We start from the raw sequence: 16,383 nt of genomic DNA, 5'->3' as shown, positions 1-16,383 counted from the left end.
CAGGGGCCTAGCTAAGCCGCTGGGCAAGAGACGAACCAGGGCTCGTCCGACCGGCGCAGGATATCAAGCACCGGGCGTTACGAGCCCTGGACCTCGTGTCACACCTCGGTCGTGGTCCCCCCAGCCGCCTGGATCTTGTCCGTGGCGGACTTGGAGAACTTGTGTGCCGAGACCTGCAGTGCCACGGTCAGCTCGCCGTCACCCAGTACCTTGACCGGCTGACCGCGACGGACCGCGCCCTTGGCGACCAGTTCGGCTACGCCGACCTCGCCACCTTCGGGGAACAGTTGTCCGAGCTTGTCCAGGTTAACGACCTGGAACTCCACCCGGTTCCTGCTCTTGAAGCCCTTCAGCTTCGGGAGCCGCATGTGCAGCGGCATCTGGCCACCCTCGAACCACTCGGGGATGTTGTTACGGGCCTTGCTGCCCTTGGTACCGCGGCCGGCCGTCTTGCCCTTGCTGCCCTCACCACGACCCACGCGGGTCTTGGCGGTCTTGGCACCGGGCGCCGGACGCAGGTGGTGAACCTTGAGCGCCATGTCAGTCGACCTCCTCGACGGTGATGAGGTGGCGAACCGCACGGACCATACCGCGAACCTCAGGCTTGTCCTCGTGGACGGCGGTGTCGCCGATCCGCTTGACGCCCAGGGTGCGCAGCGTGTCGCGCTGGTTCTGCTTGCCACCGATGCCGGAACGGATCTGGGTGACCTTCAGGCGTGCCATCAGGACGCCACCTCCGCCCGCGCCTTCAGCAGGGCCGCCGGCGCGACGTCCTCGACCGGCAGGCCACGGCGCGCGGCCACGGCCTCCGGGGTCTCCAGGCTGCGCAACGCCTCAACGGTGGCGTGCACCACGTTGATGGAGTTGGACGAGCCCAGCGACTTGCTCAGGATGTCGTGGATCCCGGCGCACTCCAGTACGGCGCGTGCCGAGCCACCCGCGATCACACCGGTACCGGGCGCGGCCGGACGCAGCATGACCACGCCTGCCGCCTTCTCGCCCTGGACCGGGTGCGGGATGGTGCCCTGGATCCGCGGCACCTTGAAGAACGCCTTCTTGGCCTCCTCGACACCCTTGGCGATCGCCGCGGGCACCTCCTTGGCCTTGCCGTACCCCACACCGACGGTGCCTTCACCGTCACCGACGACCACGAGGGCGGTGAAGCTGAAGCGACGACCACCCTTCACGACCTTGGCGACACGGTTGATGGCTACCACGCGCTCGATGTAGGCGGTCTTGTCAGCTGCCTGACCGCGACCTCCGTCGCGACCACGGCGCTCACCACCGGCGCCGCCTCCGCGACGCTGCTGGCCTCCGCTCATTTCGAACTACCTTCTTCCTTGTACGTCGCCATGTCAGAACCCGAGCCCGCCCTCGCGGGCGGCATCGGCCAGGGCTGCGATGCGGCCCTGGTACTTGTTCCCGGCCCGGTCGAACACGACCGAGTCGATCCCGGCAGCCTTGGCCCGGTCGGCGATCAGGCCGCCGACGGTCTTGGCCTTGTCGGTCTTGTTGGCCTCGGCGCCGCGCAGGTCGGCCTCCATGGTGGAGGCGGAGACCAGCGTCTTGCCGGCCACGTCGTCGATGACCTGAACGAACAGGTGCCTCGAGGACTTGGTGACCACCAGTCGCGGCCGCTCGGCCGTGCCGTTGATCTTCTTCCGGACCCGGATCTGCCGACGCAGCCGGGAGGCCGTCTTCTTGGCGGAGTGCTTGTGCGGACGCAGTCCGATCGCCATGGGTTACTTACCAGCCTTTCCGACCTTGCGGCGCACCTGCTCGCCGGCGTACCGCACACCCTTGCCCTTGTACGGCTCGGGCTTACGCAGCTTGCGGATGTTGGCGGCGACCTCACCGACGGACTGCTTGTCGATGCCGATCACCGAGAACCGGGTCGGGGCCTCGACGTTGAACGTGATGCCTTCCGGCGCGTCCACCGTGATGGTGTGGCTGTACCCGAGCGAGAACTCCAGCTGGGTCGGTCCCTTGGACAGGACGCGGTACCCGACGCCGACTATCTCGAGCTTCTTCTCGTAGCCGTCCGTGACGCCCGTGACCAGGTTGGCGATCAGGGTGCGGGACAGGCCGTGCAGTTCCTTGCTCTTGCGCTGGTCGTCCGGGCGGGTGACGGCGATCGCGCCGTCCTCCTCGCGGTTGACCGCGATCGGCTCAGCGACGACGTGCGACAGCTGACCCTTCGGACCCTTCACAGTGACCGTCTGGCCGTCGATCGTGACGTCGACGCCGGACGGGACCGTGACCGGGAGCTTACCGATGCGAGACATTTCAGTGGTCCTCCTTCCGGTTCTTCGTCACCAGACGTAGGCGAGGACTTCCCCGCCGACGCCCTTGTTCTTTGCCTGACGGTCGGTCAGCAGTCCCTGGGACGTCGAGATGATCGCGACGCCCAGGCCACCGAGGACCTTGGGCAGGCTGGTCGACTTCGCGTAGACCCGCAGGCCCGGCTTGCTGATCCGGCGGACGCCCGCAATGGAGCGCTCCCGGCTCGGGCCGAACTTGAGGTCCACGATGAGGGTCTTGCCGACGGCACCCTCCTTGGGCTCCTCCACCTTGTAGGAGGCGATGTAGCCCTCCTGCTGGAGAATGTCGGCGATACCCTGCTTGATCTTGCTGTACGGCATCGCGGTCGACTCGTGGTACGCCTGGTTGGCGTTCCGCAGACGCGTCAACATGTCTGCGATCGGGTCGGTCATCGTCATGGCCTGGGGCCTCTTTCCCGCCGTGGTTTCGCCGTTCGGCGACCTACGGTGACTAGATGGTGAGTAGGGAGAAGTTCGGGGGTGGAGACGGTCACCAGCTGGACTTGGTCACACCGGGCAGCTCGCCCCGGTGCGCCATCTCCCGCAGGCAGATCCGGCACAGGCCGAACTTGCGGAAGACCGCCTTCGGCCGGCCGCAGCGCTGGCAGCGCGTGTAGCCACGCACCGCGAACTTCGGCTTCCGGGCCTGCTTGACCTTGAGTGCTGTCTTCGCCACGTCAGTTCTCCTTGAACGGGAAGCCGAGCGCCCGCAGCAGGGCCCGACCCTCGTCGTCGTTCTTCGCGGTGGTCACCACGGTGATGTCCATACCCCGGACCCGGTCGATGCGGTCCTGGTTGATCTCGTGGAACATCACCTGCTCGGTCAGACCGAAGGTGTAGTTCCCGGTCCCGTCGAACTGCTTCGGGGACAGGCCGCGGAAGTCGCGGATCCGGGGCAGCGCGAGCGCCAGCAGCCGGTCCAGGAACTCCCACATCCGGTCGCCGCGCAGCGTCACGTGGGCGCCGATCGGCATCCCCTCGCGCAGCTTGAACTGCGCGATCGACTTGCGGGCCTTGGTGACCTGGGCCTTCTGGCCGGTGATCGCGGCCAGGTCCTTCACCGCGCCCTCGATCAGCTTGGAGTCACGCGCCGCCTCGCCGACACCCATGTTCACCACGATCTTGGTGAGCCCGGGCACCTGCATGACGTTGGCGTACTTGAACTCGTCCTGCAGCTTTCCGACGATCTCCTCGCGGTACTTCGTCTTCAGCCGCGGCAGGACCTTGGTCTCGGTTACTGCGGTGCTCATCAGATCTCCTCGCCGGTACGCCGGGCGATCCGGACGCTCCGGAAACCGGTGTACGTCGAACCGTCCGGACGGCGCTTCTGCACCTCGACACGGTTGTAGCCGACGCGCGTGGTCACCTTCTGCTTCTTGCCGTCCTTCTCGACCTCGACCAGAAGCGCCACGTTCGAGACGTGGATCGGGGCCTCCTGGGTGACGATGCCACCGGTGGTGCCGCCGCGCTGGGCCTGCTGCACCTTGGTGTGCTTCTTCACCCGGTTGACGCCCTCGACGATGACCTTCTCGTCGTCGGGGAAGACCTGGATGATCTTGCCCTCGAGGCCCTTGGACTTACCGGCGATCACACGGACCTGATCGCCCTTCTTCACGTGCAGCTTCTTCTGCTGGGCCATCTCAGAGCACCTCCGGCGCGAGCGAGATGATCTTCATGAAGCGCTTCTCCCGCAGCTCCCGGCCGACCGGCCCGAAGATACGGGTGCCGCGCGGCTCGCCGTCGGCCTTCAGGATCACCGCGGCGTTCTCGTCGAAGCGGATGTAGGAGCCGTCCGGACGCCGGCGCTCCTTCACGGTCCGCACGACGACCGCCTTCACGACGTCACCCTTCTTCACACCGCCGCCGGGGATCGCGTCCTTGACGGTGGCGACGATCGTGTCACCGACACCGGCGTAGCGCCGACCGGAGCCACCGAGAACGCGGATGCACAAGATCTCCTTGGCACCCGTGTTGTCGGCGACCTTCAGTCGCGACTCCTGCTGGATCATCTGTTGATCTCCTGGTTGTCTCGCTGGTTCTCACTCACGTGAGCCTTGCGGAACGAATAATTTCGATTGGTTGCCGATCGCAACGACCGGAACTACTTGGCCTTCTCGAGAATCTCGACGACGCGCCAGCGCTTGGTCGCCGACAGCGGCCGGGTCTCCATCAGGAGGACACGGTCGCCGATGCCGGCGGCGTTCTGCTCGTCGTGCGCCTTGAGCTTGCTCGTCCGCCGGATGACCTTGCCGTACAGCTTGTGCTTGACCCGGTCCTCGACCTCGACGGTGACGGTCTTGTCCATCTTGTCGCTCAGCACCAGACCCTCACGGGTCTTCCGGCGGCCTCGCGCCTCGGTGGTCGTGCTCACGGTCTCGTCCTTCGCGTTCTCGGTCATGCGTTGGCCTTCTCACTGTCGTCCGCAGGCTCGTCGGCCTCGGCCTCGGCCTCGGCAACCGGGGCGTCGACCTCCTCGGTGATCCCGAGCGCACGCTCGGACAGCACCGTGTAGATGCGGGCGATGTCCTTGCGGACGGCGCGCAGCCGGCCGTGGGACTCCAGCTGGCCCGTGGCAGCCTGGAACCGGAGGTTGAACAACTCCTCCTTGGCTTCACCGAGCTTGGTCATCAGCTCGTCCCGTCCGAGGTTCCGCAGTTCAGCGGCGGTCAGGGTAGCCATCAGTTCTCACCTGCCTCTCGGGAGATGAAGCGGCACTTCATCGGCAACTTGTGGATCGCGCGGCGCATGGCCTCGCGAGCGATGTCCTCCGGTACGCCGGAGAGCTCGAACAGCACGCGACCGGCCTTGACGTTGGCGATCCACCACTCCGGCGAACCCTTACCGGAACCCATCCGGGTCTCGGCAGGCTTCTTGGTCAGCGGACGGTCCGGGTAGATGTTGATCCACACCTTGCCGCCACGCTTGATGTGCCGGGTCATCGCGATACGCGCGGCCTCGATCTGCCGGTTGGTGACGTAGTGGCTCTCCAGCGCCTGGATGCCGAAGTCACCGAAGGCCAGCGTCGTACCACCCTTGGCAGCGCCGGTGCGCTTGGGGTGGTGCTGCTTGCGGTGCTTGACCCTGCGGGGGATGAGCATCGGTCAGCTCTCCGTTCCGGTCGTCTCGGCGGCCTTGTCGGCAGCCGGCGCAGCCTCGGCGGCCGGAGCCGCGTTGGTGTTGCGCGCGTTGTCCCGACGGTCGTCGCCACGGCCACCACGGCCGCCACGGTCTCCACCGCGACCACCACGGTCGCCGCGGTCGCCACCGTCACGACGGGCCGGACGGCCACGCTGCTGGGTGGCGGCGCGGGCAGCAGCCTGCGCCTCCCGCTCGGCGCGGGTACCGGCGACGTCGCCCTTGTAGATCCAGACCTTCACGCCGATCCGGCCGAAGGTCGTCCGGGCCTCGTAGAAGCCGTAGTCGATGTCGGCCCGCAGCGTGTGCAGCGGGACGCGGCCCTCGCGGTAGAACTCCGACCGCGACATCTCCGCGCCACCGAGCCGGCCGGAGCACTGGATCCGGATGCCCAGGGCGCCGCCACGCATGGTGGTCTGCATCGCCTTGCGCATCGCGCGACGGAACGCCACGCGACCGGACAGCTGCTCGGCCACACCCTGTGCGACCAGCTGGGCGTCGACCTCGGAGTTCTTCACCTCGAGGATGTTCAGCTGCACCTGCTTGCCGGTGAGCTCCTCCAGCGATCCGCGGATGCGGTCCGCCTCGGCGCCACGGCGGCCGATCACGATGCCCGGACGGGCGGTGTGGATGTCGACCCGGACCCGGTCACGGGTGCGCTCGATCTCCACGCGGGAGATGCCGGCGCGCTCCATGCCCTTGCTCAGCAGGCGACGGATCTTGACGTCCTCGCCCACGTAGTCCTTGTACAGCTTGTCGGCGTACCAACGGCTCTTGTGGTCGGTGCTGATGCCGAGACGGAACCCGTGCGGGTTAACCTTCTGTCCCACGTCAGGACTCCTTCTTCTCAGCGGTGGCCTTCTTCGCGGCCGACTTCTTGGCGGTCGCCTTCTTGGCCGGCTTCTCGGCGGCCTCTGCCTTGTCGGCGGCCTTCTTGGCCGTCTTCTTGGCAGGTGCCTTCTTCGCCGTGTCCGCGGTGTCCGCGGACTTCTTGGCGGCCGTCTTCTTGGCCGGGGCCTTCTCGACCGGCTCGTCGGTGACCCGCGGGGTGACCACGATGGTGATGTGGCTGGTCCGCTTGTCGATCCGGGTGGCCCGGCCCTGCGCACGCGGGCGGTGACGCTTCAGCGTCGGCCCCTCGTCCACGAGGACCTTGGCCACGACCAGGTCGGCCCGGCTCAGGTGCTCGGTGCCCTCGGCGTTCGCCGCGGCGCTGTCGACGACCTTGTACACGGTCGCGGCAGCGGCCTGCGGGGCGAACTTCAGAGTGGCGAGTGCGTCGTCGACGCCCAGACCGCGCACCAGATCACCCACGCGGCGCGCCTTCATCGGCGTCACGCGGACGAAGCGCGCGACCGCGAAGGCCCCGGGCTCGTCGCCCAGCAGGCTCTCGCGACGGGCGCTGATCGCCCTACGCTCTTGAACGCTCATGATGTTCGAATCTCTCCGTAGGTTGCTTTCGCTTCGTCACTGTCCCTGAGGATCAGCGACGCCGTGACTTCCGGTCGTCCTTCTCGTGACCCTTGAACGTCCGGGTCGGTGCGAACTCGCCGAGCTTGTGCCCGACCATCGCGTCCGTCACGAACACCGGCACGTGCTTGCGGCCGTCGTGCACCGCAATCGTGTGGCCGATCATGTCCGGCACGATCATCGATCGGCGGGACCAGGTCTTGATGACGTTCTTGGTGCCCTTCTCGTTCTGCACCTCCACCTTCTTCGCGAGGTGGTGGTCGACGAACGGGCCCTTCTTCAGGCTGCGTGGCATTCTGGCCGGCTCCTATCAGCGCTTCTTGCCGGCCTTGCGGCGCCGGACGATCATGCGGTCGCTTTCCTTGCGGGTGCGGGTACGGCCCTCAGGCTGACCCCACGGGGACACCGGGTGGCGACCACCCGAGGTCTTACCCTCACCACCACCGTGCGGGTGGTCGACCGGGTTCATCGCGACACCGCGGACGGTCGGGCGCTTGCCCTTCCAGCGCATCCGGCCCGCCTTGCCCCAGTTGATGTTCGACTGCTCGCCGTTGCCGACCTCACCGAGGGTGGCGCGGCAGCGTACGTCGACCATCCGGACCTCGCCGGACGGCATCCGCAGGGTGGCCATCCGGCCTTCCTTCGCGACCAGCTGGATGCTGGCACCGGCGGAGCGGCCCATCTTGGCGCCACCGCCCGGCCGCAGCTCGACCGCGTGGATGGTGGAACCGACCGGGATGTTGCGCAGCGGCAGGTTGTTGCCGATCTTGATGTCGGCGGCCGGGCCGTTCTCGACGACCGTGCCCTGCTGCAGGTTCGACGGGGCGAGGATGTAGCGCTTCTCGCCGTCCACGTAGTGCAGCAGCGCGATCCGCGCGGTCCGGTTCGGGTCGTACTCGATGTGCGCGACCTTCGCCGGCACGCCGTCCTTGTCGTACCGCTTGAAGTCGATCAGCCGGTAGGCCCGCTTGTGGCCGCCACCGTGGTGCCGGGTGGTGATCTTGCCGGAGTTGTTCCGGCCGCCCTTCTTCGGCAGCGGACGCAGCAGCGACTTCTCGGGGGTCGAACGGGTGAGCTCGACGAAGTCGGCCACACTCGAGCCACGGCGGCCCGGCGTCGTCGGCTTGTACTTGCGGATCCCCATTACGACTGGCCTCCGAAGATGTCGATGCGGTCGTCACCCTTGAGGGTCACGATCGCCCGCTTGGTGTCGGGGCGCTTGCCGAAACCGGACCGGGTCCGGCGGCGCTTGCCCTTGCGGTTGATGGTGTTGACGTCGCTGACCTTGACCTTGAAGACCTTCTCGACCGCGAGCTTGATCTCGGTCTTGTTGGCGGTCGGGTCGACCTCGAACGTGTACTTCTGCTCGTCCAGCAGGCCGTAGCTCTTCTCGCTCACGACCGGCCGGCGCAGCACGTCACGCGGGTCCTTGTTGACTCCGTGGCTCATGCCTCTGCCTCCTCGGCCTCGGTCGACGTCGCGACGGCCTTGACGGACTTGCCCTTGGGCGCGCCGGCGACGAACGAGTCGAGCGCGCTCTTGGTGAACACGACCGCGTCGCTGCACAGCACGTCGTACGCGTTGAGCTGGTCGGCCGCGATCAGGTGCACGTGCTGCACGTTGCGCAGGCTCAGCCAGGTCAGCTCGTCGGCGCGGTCGACCACGACCAGCGCCTTGCCCGGGTCGGTGACCTGGGACAGCACACTCAGCGCCGACTTGGTGGAAGGCTGGTCGCCGTCCACGAAGCTCTCGACGACGAACACGCGGCCGTCGCGGGCCCGGTCCGACAGCGAACCGCGGAGCGCGGCGGCGATCATCTTCTTCGGGGTCCGCTGGCTGTAGTCGCGCGGCACCGGGCCGTGGACGACGCCACCACCGGTGAACTGCGGCGCGCGGGTCGAGCCCTGGCGGGCGCGACCGGTGCCCTTCTGGCGGTACGGCTTGGCGCCACCGCCGGACACCTCGCCCCGGCTCTTCGCCTTGGCCGTACCCTGACGGGCCGCTGCCAGCTGGGCCACCACGACCTGGTGGATCAGCGGCACGTTGACCTGGACGTCGAACAGCTCGGCCGGAAGCTCGGCGGAACCCTTCTTGCTGACCTTGTCGCCCTTCACGACGACGACGTCGACGGTGCTCACTTCGCAGCTCCCTTCGCGGCGTTGCGGATCAGCACCAGACCGCCCTTGGGGCCGGGTACGGCGCCCTTGAGCAGGATCAGACCGCGCTCGGTGTCGATCGCGTGGACGCTGATGTTCTGCGTGGTGATCTGCTCGGCGCCCATCCGGCCGGCCATCCGCAGGCCCTTGAAGACCCGGCCCGGGGTGGCGCAGCCGCCGATGGAACCCGGCGAACGGTGCTTCTTGTGCACACCGTGGGTGGCGCGCAGGCCGTGGAAGCCGTGGCGCTTCATCACACCGGCGAAACCCTTGCCCTTGCTGGTCGCGGAAACGTCGACCCGCTCACCGGCCTCGAAGGCCTCGGCCTTGATCTCCTGGCCCAGCGTGTACTCGCTGGCGTCGGCGGTGCGCAGCTCCAGCAGGTGGCGCCGCGGCGTCACGCCGGCCTTGTCGAAGTGGCCGCGCAGGGGCTTGGTCACCTTGCGGGGGTCGATGTCGCCGAAGGCGATCTGGACGCCGTCGTAGCCGTCCCGGTCCGCCGTGCGGACACCGGTGACGACACATGGTCCGGCCTGGATCACGGTGACGGGGACGACACGGTTGTTCTCGTCCCAGGTCTGGGTCATGCCGAGCTTGGTGCCCAGCAGACCGCGCGTGTTCTTGACAGTGCTCATTGGCTGTTCGCGTCCCTCAGAGCTTGATCTCGATGTCGACACCGGCCGGCAGGTCGAGACGCATCAGCGAGTCGACGGTCTTCGGCGTGGGGTCGATGATGTCGATGAGCCGCTTGTGGGTGCGCATCTCGAAGTGCTCGCGGCTGTCCTTGTACTTGTGCGGCGAGCGGATGACGCAGAACACGTTCTTTTCCGTCGGCAACGGCACCGGGCCAGCAACCTTCGCACCAGTACGCGTCACCGTGTCGACAATCTTGCGTGCCGAGCTGTCGATGACCTCGTGGTCGTAGGCCTTCAGCCGGATGCGGATCTTTTGTCCCGCCATCGCTTCGCTTCGTCCTTCTCTATCGTCTTTCGGTGCGTTGCTCCGACCCCCGCGGTCGGGTGTGTCGCCAAACCGGTGCAATACTGCGCGGCACGCGCGTGACCCACCGCTTCTTCGACCTGGGATGGTGATCGGGGCCCGGTCTCGGACCGAACCTCGGCATGGTCTCCGGTCCGGCGCACCAGCCAGACGACAGTCTGGGGCGCGCCCCGGCGGCCTCGCCTGAGCAACCTGAATATTGTGCCAGAGATCGGCGCCGAAACGCCAATCGGGTGGCTTTCCGCCTGATCCGGTACCACCTGAGCGCCGGATCAGGCGCAAAGCAGAGGTCCGCGGGGGCTCAGTGGTGCGAGCCCTCGCGGACCTCGTGTGATCACTTGAGGATCTTGGTGACCCGGCCGGCGCCGACGGTGCGGCCACCTTCACGGATCGCGAACTTCAGGCCCTCTTCCATGGCGATCGGCTGGATCAGCTCGACCGACATGTCGGTGTTGTCGCCCGGCATGACCATCTCGGTGCCCTCGGGCAGCGTGACGACGCCGGTGACGTCCGTGGTGCGGAAGTAGAACTGCGGGCGGTAGTTCTGGAAGAACGGCGTGTGCCGGCCGCCCTCCTCCTTCGAGAGGATGTAGACCGAGGCCTCGAAGTTGGTGTGCGGGGTCGTGGTGCCCGGCTTGATGACAACCATGCCGCGCTCGACGTCCTCGCGCTTCGTACCACGGAGCAGCAGACCGACGTTCTCACCGGCCTGGCCCTCGTCGAGGAGCTTGCGGAACATCTCGATACCGGTGACCGTGGTGGTCTGCTTCTCCGGACGGATACCGACGATGTCGACCGTCTCGTTGATCTTGACCACACCACGCTCGATCCGGCCGGTGATGACCGTGCCGCGACCGGTGATGGTGAAGACGTCCTCCACCGGCATCAGGAACGGCTTGTCGACCTCGCGCTCCGGCTGCGGGATGTAGGAGTCGACCGCGTCCATCAGCTCGATGATCGACTCGCCCCACTTGGCGTCGCCCTGCAGCGCCGGGTGTGCGGCAACCCGCACGATCGGCGCGTTGTCGCCGTCGAACTCCTGCTCCGAGAGCAGCTCGCGAACCTCGAGCTCGACGAGCTCCAGGATCTCCTCGTCGTCGACCATGTCGCACTTGTTCAGCGCGACGACCATCGCCGGCACGCCGACCTGACGGGCGAGCAGCACGTGCTCACGCGTCTGCGGCATCGGGCCGTCGGTGGCGGCGACGACCAGGATCGCGCCGTCCATCTGAGCCGCACCGGTGATCATGTTCTTGATGTAGTCCGCGTGACCCGGGCAGTCGACGTGGGCGTAGTGCCGGGCCTCGGTCTGGTACTCGACGTGCGCGATGGAGATGGTAATACCGCGCTGACGCTCTTCGGGCGCCTTGTCGATCTGATCGAAGGCCGACGCCTCGTTGAGGTTCGGGTACTTGTCGTGCAGCACCTTGGTGATCGCCGCGGTAAGCGTGGTCTTACCGTGGTCGATGTGACCGATGGTGCCGATGTTGACGTGCGGCTTAGTCCGCTCGAACTTCGCCTTCGCCACTGGGGCCCTCCTAGATAAATGTTGACTACGCCGTACGCCGACGCGCTTGGGGTGTGGTGGTCAGGAGCGAGAGATTACTCGCCCCGGGCCTTCTTGATGATCTCTTCCGCCACGTTCTTCGGAACCTCGGCGTAGGAATCGAACTGCATCGAGTAGGACGCGCGGCCCTGGGTCTTGGACCGCAGGTCACCGACATACCCGAACATCTCGGACAACGGCACCAGAGCCTTCACGGCCCGGCTGCCACCGGGGCCCTCGTCCATCGACTGGATCTGGCCACGACGGGAGTTGAGGTCGCCGATCACTTCACCCATGTAGTCCTCGGGGGTGATCACCTCGACCGCGAACATCGGCTCGAGGATGACCGGATTCGCCCGGCGGGCAGCATCCTTGAAGGCCATCGAACCGGCGATCTTGAAGGCGAGCTCGGAGGAGTCGACGTCGTGGTAGGCGCCGTCCTGCAGCGTCACCTTGACGTCCACCATCGGGTAGCCGGCCAGTACGCCGAACTCCATCGCCTCCTGGGCGCCCTCGTCCACCGACGGGATGTACTCCCGGGGGATGCGGCCACCGGTGACGGCGTTGACGAACTCGTAGCCACCCTCGCCACCGGCCTCGACCGAAGTCGGCTCGATGTCGATGATCACGCGCGCGAACTGACCCGAACCACCGGTCTGCTTCTTGTGCGTGTAGTCGACCTTCTCGACCTTCTTCTTGATGGTCTCGCGGTAGGCGACCTGCGGCTTACCGACGTTGGCCTCGACCCGGAACTCGCGCTTCATCCGGTCGACCAGCACCTCGAGGTGCAGCTCGCCCATACCGGCGATGATGGTCTGGCCGGTGTCCTCGTCGGTCCGGACCTGGAAGGTCGGGTCCTCCTCGGCGAGCCGCTGGATCGCGACGCCCAGCTTCTCCTGGTCGGCCTTCGACTTGGGCTCGATGGCGACCGAGATGACCGGGGCCGGGAACTGCATCGACTCCAGCACGACCTGCTTGGCCGGGTCGCACAGCGTCTCACCGGTGGTGGTGTCCTTCAGACCCATCACCGCGACGATGTGGCCGGCGCCGATCGACGCGATCTCCTCACGCTTGTTCGCGTGCATGCGGTAGATCTTGCCGATCCGCTCCTTGCGGCCCTTGGTCGGGTTCATCACCTGGGTGCCGGTCTCGAGCTTGCCCGAGTACACCCGGATGAAGGTCAGCTTGCCCAGGTGCGGGTCGGCCGCGATCTTGAACGCCAGCGCCGAGAACGGCTCGTCATCGGCCGGCTTGCGCAGCACGACCTGCTCCGGGTCCTTGACGTCGTGGCCCTCGATGGCCGGGACGTCGAGCGGGCTCGGCAGGTACGCGTTGATCGCGTCGAGCAGCGGCTGGACGCCCTTGTTCTTGAACGCCGTGCCGGTCAGCACCGGGGTCAGCTTGCTGGCGATGGTCGCCCGCCGGATACCCGCGACGATCTGCTCCTGGGTGGGCTCGTCGCCCTCCAGGTACATCTCCATGATCTCGTCGTCGGCCTCGGCCAGCGTCTCGATCAGCTTGTCGCGCCACTCGGCGGCGATCTCGGTGTGGGTGGCCGGGATCTCCTCGACGGTGTAGTCCTCACCCATCGTGGTCTCGCCACGCCACGTCAGCGCGCGCATCCCGACCAGGTCCACGACACCGATGAAGTCGGCCTCGGAACCGATCGGCAGCTGCAGCACCAGCGGCACCGCGGCCAGCCGGTCGACGATCATGTCGACACAGCGCATGAACTCCGCGCCGGTCCGGTCCAGCTTGTTGACGAAGCAGATCCGCGGCACGCCGTACCGGTCCGCCTGGCGCCACACGGTCTCGGACTGCGGCTCGACGCCGGCGACACCGTCGAACACCGCGACAGCGCCGTCGAGGACGCGCAGCGAGCGCTCCACCTCGACGGTGAAGTCGACGTGCCCCGGGGTGTCGATGATGTTGATGGTGTGGTCTTTCCAGGTGCAGGTCGTCGCGGCGGACGTGATCGTGATGCCGCGCTCCTGCTCCTGCTCCATCCAGTCCATCGTGGCGGCGCCGTCGTGGACCTCACCGATCTTGTAGGTGATACCGGTGTAGAAGAGGATCCGCTCGGTCGTCGTCGTCTTGCCGGCGTCGATGTGGGCCATGATCCCGATGTTGCGGACCTTGGCCAGGTCGGTGGTGATTTGTACGGCCACCTCGGTGGTCTACCTCTCGATTCTGTCTTGCGTCAAAGGGGTGAACGCTGGGGTCCGGATCGGACCCCGGATCACCAGCGGTAGTGGGCGAAAGCCTTGTTGGCTTCGGCCATCTTGTGCGTGTCCTCGCGGCGCTTCACCGACGCACCGAGACCGTTGGACGCGTCCAGGATCTCGTTCATCAGCCGCTCGGACATGGTCTTCTCCCGACGGGCCCGCGAGTACGACGTGAGCCAGCGCAGGGCCAGCGTGGTCGAACGACCCGGCTTGACCTCGATCGGCACCTGGTAGGTGGCACCACCGACGCGGCGGCTCTTCACCTCGATGCTCGGCTTCACGTTGTCCAGCGCACGCTTCAGCGTGATCACCGGGTCGGTGCCGGTCTTCGTCCGGGTGCCCTCGAGGGCGTTGTAGACGATGCTCTGCGCGATCTGCTTCTTGCCGTCGACCAGGATCTTCGAGATCAACTGGGTGACGAGCGGCGAACTGTAGACCGGGTCGATGATGACCGGGCGCTTCGGGGCGGGACCCTTGCGCGGCATTAGCTCTTCTCCTTCTTCGCGCCGTAGAGGCTGCGAGCCTGCTTCCGGTTCTTCACACCCTGGGTGTCGAGCGAACCGCGGATGATCTTGTACCGGACACCGGGGAGGTCCTTCACGCGGCCGCCGCGGACGAGCACGATCGAGTGCTCCTGCAGGTTGTGGCCGACGCCGGGAATGTAGGCGGTGACCTCGATACCGCTGGTCAGGCGGACACGCGCAACCTTACGAAGCGCCGAGTTCGGCTTCTTCGGCGTGGTCGTGTAGACGCGCGTGCACACACCACGACGCTGAGGGGAACCCTTCAGGGCCGGCGTCTTGTTCTTGGACACCTTGTCCTGGCGGCCCTTGCGGACCAGCTGGTTAATGGTGGGCACCGCGTGGGTCTCTTTCTGTCGTCCGGCTGGGTTTGTTGCTCTTACCTGACCCCCGCGGTCGGGTGTGTCGCGTGCGCACGGGCGTACCGGGGCCTTAATCTCAAGACTGTCGGCAGGAAGTCCCGTGCCACGCGGCCCGACCCGTTGGACGAGGGGCACGCATGACGGCCCAAGGAAGACCCCGGGCACGATCGTTAAGACTAGCGGGTGCCTCAAGCACGGTCAAAATGAGTAATCAACCGCGGTCGAGGAGCTTCCGCTTTTCTAGTGTACAGGGCCCCCGGGGTGAGCCTTGGCAAACGCTTCCAGGGGCCCTGCTCGAATCAGGTCAGGCGCGGAACTCGACGTCGGTGATCAGGCCGTCGACGACACGGTAGAGACCGAGCTGCGGGGTGCTCCCGCCGTCGTCGTACGACACGACGTGCTCGACGACCCACTCCCCCAGCATCAGTCGCTGGACCACTTCGGTCTTGCACTGGCCGGCGTTGAAGCGCGGGCTGTAGTGCTCGCGCAGGAACCGCCGGCCCTTCAGCTCGGTGCCGTCGGCGAGCTGGATCCGCGCGGTCGGCGAGTACATCGCCAGGAAGGCCTCGAGGTCGTGCGCGTCGAAGGCGGCGTGCTCGCGGCTGATCACCCGGGCGGCCGGGGTGTCGGCGGTGACGGCCGCGACCGTCGCCATCCCCAGGTCGGCCAGCGGGGCCTGAACCGGTGCTGCGGGAGCTGGAGTGGCCTTGGGGGCCGGGGGCGGGGTCTGCCGGGTAGCGGGGCCGGCAGGGGCCTCCTCGACCGCTGTGGCCGGTTTGGCGGCGGACGGCGTCCGCCGGGTCGAGGTCGTCTTCTTGGCGGCTGGGGGTGGGACGAGGAGCTTGCCGTCGTCACCGGGCTCCTCGCCGAGGTGGGCGATGGCCCAGTCGAGAGCCTTGGTGACGGCGGCGCGTGATTCTTCGGTGTGGTCGAGCATGTCGAACCCGTGGTGCCCTTTCGGTACGTCGATGATGTCCAGCGCGGCGCCACCCGCGGAAACGAACTCCGCGACCGGACCGGCGAGCTCCTCACGCTCGAGTCCAGCTCTCGTCAGCAGCACCGGCAGGTCCTTGTGTTTGCCGATCACTTCGGCGGCGGTAACCAAATCGTCGACACCGGGCGGGGTGGCGAGCAGGGGGTAGGTCAGGGCGACGAACCGCAACCAGTCGGGGCGGCTGTCCAGCCACTCCCCGGCCAGCAGGCCCGCGCCGGAGAAGAACCACAGACCGACCCGATCAGGGTCCACCCGCGGATCAGAACGCAGTACGCCGACCGCGGCCTCCACCTCGTCCGCGGCCGCGACCAGCCGGTCGAGACCGTGGATCAGGCTGTGGTCGACGACCGCTGCTACCAGGCCTCGCCTGGCGGCCGCGGTCGCATAGCCCTTGTAGACCGGCCACTCCCGAGGCATGACCTCGAGACCGGCGGGTCCAGGACCCCCGTGCACAAAGAGAATTGCACCGCCTCGGGCGGTCCCGGGCGGGCGGTACAGGTCGATCTCCCCCAAGCGATCGACACGTACATCAGGACCATCCAGAACCCCCAAGACGAAAGGCCGCAGGTAGGCCGGCAGATCCGTCATGCACCAATCTTGGCCTATCCCGCCCACACTTTCAGCCGCCACCCCGAGTGTCTTCTCCAAGCCTGG

General features: G+C 67.0%; 26 protein-coding genes. All 26 read right to left on the bottom strand.

Annotation, left to right across the window (positions count from 1 at the left end):
- Positions 1-98 precede the first annotated feature (98 nt).
- The 26 genes from rplO to FDA38_RS35835 all read right to left on the bottom strand — a co-directional run bounded on the left by rplO (position 99) and on the right by FDA38_RS35835 (position 16,146).
- Positions 99-539, bottom strand: a complete 441-nt coding sequence (gene rplO / locus FDA38_RS35960; protein WP_130441472.1) for a 50S ribosomal protein L15 — start codon at positions 537-539, stop codon at positions 99-101.
- 1 nt (position 540) lies between these two features.
- Positions 541-723, bottom strand: coding sequence for a 50S ribosomal protein L30 (rpmD, locus tag FDA38_RS35955; RefSeq protein WP_137258656.1), 183 nt, complete (start codon positions 721-723; stop codon positions 541-543).
- On the bottom strand, positions 723-1,322 hold the full coding sequence (gene rpsE / locus FDA38_RS35950; protein WP_137258655.1) for a 30S ribosomal protein S5: 600 nt from the start codon (positions 1,320-1,322) through the stop codon (positions 723-725). The genes rpmD and rpsE overlap by 1 nt, the downstream gene beginning before the upstream one ends.
- Positions 1,323-1,355: 33 nt before the next feature.
- Positions 1,356-1,739, bottom strand: coding sequence for a 50S ribosomal protein L18 (gene rplR / locus FDA38_RS35945; RefSeq protein ID WP_130441476.1), 384 nt, complete (start codon positions 1,737-1,739; stop codon positions 1,356-1,358).
- A gap of 3 nt (positions 1,740-1,742) precedes the next feature.
- Positions 1,743-2,285, bottom strand: a complete 543-nt coding sequence (gene rplF / locus FDA38_RS35940; protein WP_137258654.1) for a 50S ribosomal protein L6 — start codon at positions 2,283-2,285, stop codon at positions 1,743-1,745.
- Between the two features lie 27 nt (positions 2,286-2,312).
- On the bottom strand, positions 2,313-2,720 hold the full coding sequence (gene rpsH / locus FDA38_RS35935) for a 30S ribosomal protein S8 (RefSeq protein ID WP_134107189.1): 408 nt from the start codon (positions 2,718-2,720) through the stop codon (positions 2,313-2,315).
- A gap of 91 nt (positions 2,721-2,811) precedes the next feature.
- Positions 2,812-2,997, bottom strand: coding sequence for a type Z 30S ribosomal protein S14 (locus FDA38_RS35930; protein WP_012923674.1), 186 nt, complete (start codon positions 2,995-2,997; stop codon positions 2,812-2,814).
- A gap of 1 nt (position 2,998) precedes the next feature.
- Positions 2,999-3,571: a 50S ribosomal protein L5 gene (rplE, locus tag FDA38_RS35925; RefSeq protein ID WP_137258653.1), complete on the bottom strand. Its 573-nt coding sequence runs from the start codon at positions 3,569-3,571 to the stop codon at positions 2,999-3,001.
- A complete protein-coding gene (gene rplX / locus FDA38_RS35920; RefSeq protein ID WP_137258652.1) occupies positions 3,571-3,960 on the bottom strand; it encodes a 50S ribosomal protein L24 in 390 nt (129 codons plus the stop codon). The genes rplE and rplX overlap by 1 nt, the downstream gene beginning before the upstream one ends.
- Position 3,961: 1 nt before the next feature.
- Positions 3,962-4,330, bottom strand: coding sequence for a 50S ribosomal protein L14 (rplN, locus tag FDA38_RS35915; RefSeq protein WP_012923677.1), 369 nt, complete (start codon positions 4,328-4,330; stop codon positions 3,962-3,964).
- Positions 4,331-4,422: 92 nt separating this feature from the next.
- Positions 4,423-4,719: a 30S ribosomal protein S17 gene (rpsQ, locus tag FDA38_RS35910; RefSeq protein ID WP_133789407.1), complete on the bottom strand. Its 297-nt coding sequence runs from the start codon at positions 4,717-4,719 to the stop codon at positions 4,423-4,425.
- A complete protein-coding gene (gene rpmC, locus FDA38_RS35905; RefSeq protein ID WP_137258651.1) occupies positions 4,716-5,000 on the bottom strand; it encodes a 50S ribosomal protein L29 in 285 nt (94 codons plus the stop codon). Before rpmC ends, rpsQ begins: the two co-directional genes overlap by 4 nt.
- On the bottom strand, positions 5,000-5,419 hold the full coding sequence (gene rplP, locus FDA38_RS35900) for a 50S ribosomal protein L16 (protein ID WP_137258650.1): 420 nt from the start codon (positions 5,417-5,419) through the stop codon (positions 5,000-5,002). The genes rpmC and rplP overlap by 1 nt, the downstream gene beginning before the upstream one ends.
- 3 nt (positions 5,420-5,422) lie before the next feature.
- Positions 5,423-6,286: a 30S ribosomal protein S3 gene (rpsC, locus tag FDA38_RS35895; RefSeq protein ID WP_134107176.1), complete on the bottom strand. Its 864-nt coding sequence runs from the start codon at positions 6,284-6,286 to the stop codon at positions 5,423-5,425.
- Position 6,287: 1 nt separating this feature from the next.
- On the bottom strand, positions 6,288-6,887 hold the full coding sequence (rplV, locus tag FDA38_RS35890; RefSeq protein ID WP_137258649.1) for a 50S ribosomal protein L22: 600 nt from the start codon (positions 6,885-6,887) through the stop codon (positions 6,288-6,290).
- Between the two features lie 52 nt (positions 6,888-6,939).
- Complete coding sequence (gene rpsS, locus FDA38_RS35885) at positions 6,940-7,221, bottom strand: 30S ribosomal protein S19 (protein WP_130441496.1); 282 nt, start codon at positions 7,219-7,221, stop codon at positions 6,940-6,942.
- 15 nt (positions 7,222-7,236) lie between these two features.
- Positions 7,237-8,070, bottom strand: coding sequence for a 50S ribosomal protein L2 (gene rplB / locus FDA38_RS35880; protein ID WP_137258648.1), 834 nt, complete (start codon positions 8,068-8,070; stop codon positions 7,237-7,239).
- Positions 8,070-8,375, bottom strand: coding sequence for a 50S ribosomal protein L23 (gene rplW / locus FDA38_RS35875; protein ID WP_137258647.1), 306 nt, complete (start codon positions 8,373-8,375; stop codon positions 8,070-8,072). Before rplW ends, rplB begins: the two co-directional genes overlap by 1 nt.
- Positions 8,372-9,064, bottom strand: coding sequence for a 50S ribosomal protein L4 (gene rplD, locus FDA38_RS35870; protein WP_137258646.1), 693 nt, complete (start codon positions 9,062-9,064; stop codon positions 8,372-8,374). Before rplD ends, rplW begins: the two co-directional genes overlap by 4 nt.
- Positions 9,061-9,717, bottom strand: a complete 657-nt coding sequence (gene rplC, locus FDA38_RS35865) for a 50S ribosomal protein L3 (RefSeq protein ID WP_137258645.1) — start codon at positions 9,715-9,717, stop codon at positions 9,061-9,063. Before rplC ends, rplD begins: the two co-directional genes overlap by 4 nt.
- Before the next feature lie 16 nt (positions 9,718-9,733).
- The gene (gene rpsJ / locus FDA38_RS35860) at positions 9,734-10,042 is read right to left on the bottom strand and encodes a 30S ribosomal protein S10 (protein WP_012923688.1); all 309 of its coding nucleotides are present in this window, start codon (positions 10,040-10,042) and stop codon (positions 9,734-9,736) included.
- A 373-nt stretch (positions 10,043-10,415) separates the two neighbouring features.
- Entirely contained in the window at positions 10,416-11,609 is a 1,194-nt protein-coding gene (gene tuf, locus FDA38_RS35855; protein WP_137258644.1) for an elongation factor Tu, read from the bottom strand.
- Between the two features lie 74 nt (positions 11,610-11,683).
- A complete protein-coding gene (fusA, locus tag FDA38_RS35850) occupies positions 11,684-13,744 on the bottom strand; it encodes an elongation factor G (protein WP_233715182.1) in 2,061 nt (686 codons plus the stop codon).
- Positions 13,745-13,866: 122 nt separating this feature from the next.
- Positions 13,867-14,337: a 30S ribosomal protein S7 gene (rpsG, locus tag FDA38_RS35845; protein WP_130384648.1), complete on the bottom strand. Its 471-nt coding sequence runs from the start codon at positions 14,335-14,337 to the stop codon at positions 13,867-13,869.
- On the bottom strand, positions 14,337-14,711 hold the full coding sequence (gene rpsL, locus FDA38_RS35840) for a 30S ribosomal protein S12 (protein ID WP_130384649.1): 375 nt from the start codon (positions 14,709-14,711) through the stop codon (positions 14,337-14,339). Before rpsL ends, rpsG begins: the two co-directional genes overlap by 1 nt.
- Before the next feature lie 328 nt (positions 14,712-15,039).
- Positions 15,040-16,146 carry a nuclear transport factor 2 family protein gene (locus FDA38_RS35835; RefSeq protein ID WP_233715130.1) on the bottom strand — a complete coding sequence of 369 codons (1,107 nt, stop codon included), beginning with the start codon at positions 16,144-16,146 and terminating at the stop codon, positions 15,040-15,042.
- Between the last annotated feature and the right edge of the window lie 237 nt (positions 16,147-16,383).

It is taken from the genome of Kribbella jiaozuonensis (assembly GCF_005233875.1).
Taxonomy (GTDB): domain Bacteria; phylum Actinomycetota; class Actinomycetes; order Propionibacteriales; family Kribbellaceae; genus Kribbella; species Kribbella jiaozuonensis.
This window is presented reverse-complemented; position numbering and strand designations above follow the sequence as displayed.

Bases quoted from the DNA above. Each gene is read 5' to 3' on its own strand.
- rplO (WP_130441472.1), bottom strand. From the start codon at position 539: ATGGCGCTCAAGGTTCACCACCTGCGTCCGGCGCCCGGTGCCAAGACC.
- rpmD (WP_137258656.1), bottom strand. From the start codon at position 723: ATGGCACGCCTGAAGGTCACCCAGATCCGTTCCGGCATCGGTGGCAAG.
- rpsE (WP_137258655.1), bottom strand. From the start codon at position 1,322: ATGAGCGGAGGCCAGCAGCGTCGCGGAGGCGGCGCCGGTGGTGAGCGC.
- rplR (WP_130441476.1), bottom strand. From the start codon at position 1,739: ATGGCGATCGGACTGCGTCCGCACAAGCACTCCGCCAAGAAGACGGCC.
- rplF (WP_137258654.1), bottom strand. From the start codon at position 2,285: ATGTCTCGCATCGGTAAGCTCCCGGTCACGGTCCCGTCCGGCGTCGAC.
- rpsH (WP_134107189.1), bottom strand. From the start codon at position 2,720: ATGACGATGACCGACCCGATCGCAGACATGTTGACGCGTCTGCGGAAC.
- rplE (WP_137258653.1), bottom strand. From the start codon at position 3,571: ATGAGCACCGCAGTAACCGAGACCAAGGTCCTGCCGCGGCTGAAGACG.
- rplX (WP_137258652.1), bottom strand. From the start codon at position 3,960: ATGGCCCAGCAGAAGAAGCTGCACGTGAAGAAGGGCGATCAGGTCCGT.
- rplN (WP_012923677.1), bottom strand. From the start codon at position 4,330: ATGATCCAGCAGGAGTCGCGACTGAAGGTCGCCGACAACACGGGTGCC.
- rpsQ (WP_133789407.1), bottom strand. From the start codon at position 4,719: ATGACCGAGAACGCGAAGGACGAGACCGTGAGCACGACCACCGAGGCG.
- rpmC (WP_137258651.1), bottom strand. From the start codon at position 5,000: ATGGCTACCCTGACCGCCGCTGAACTGCGGAACCTCGGACGGGACGAG.
- rplP (WP_137258650.1), bottom strand. From the start codon at position 5,419: ATGCTCATCCCCCGCAGGGTCAAGCACCGCAAGCAGCACCACCCCAAG.
- rplV (WP_137258649.1), bottom strand. From the start codon at position 6,887: ATGAGCGTTCAAGAGCGTAGGGCGATCAGCGCCCGTCGCGAGAGCCTG.
- rpsS (WP_130441496.1), bottom strand. From the start codon at position 7,221: ATGCCACGCAGCCTGAAGAAGGGCCCGTTCGTCGACCACCACCTCGCG.
- rplB (WP_137258648.1), bottom strand. From the start codon at position 8,070: ATGGGGATCCGCAAGTACAAGCCGACGACGCCGGGCCGCCGTGGCTCG.
- rplW (WP_137258647.1), bottom strand. From the start codon at position 8,375: ATGAGCCACGGAGTCAACAAGGACCCGCGTGACGTGCTGCGCCGGCCG.
- rplC (WP_137258645.1), bottom strand. From the start codon at position 9,717: ATGAGCACTGTCAAGAACACGCGCGGTCTGCTGGGCACCAAGCTCGGC.
- rpsJ (WP_012923688.1), bottom strand. From the start codon at position 10,042: ATGGCGGGACAAAAGATCCGCATCCGGCTGAAGGCCTACGACCACGAG.
- fusA (WP_233715182.1), bottom strand. From the start codon at position 13,744: ATGGCCCACATCGACGCCGGCAAGACGACGACGACCGAGCGGATCCTC.
- rpsG (WP_130384648.1), bottom strand. From the start codon at position 14,337: ATGCCGCGCAAGGGTCCCGCCCCGAAGCGCCCGGTCATCATCGACCCG.
- FDA38_RS35835 (WP_233715130.1), bottom strand. From the start codon at position 16,146: ATGCCTCGGGAGTGGCCGGTCTACAAGGGCTATGCGACCGCGGCCGCC.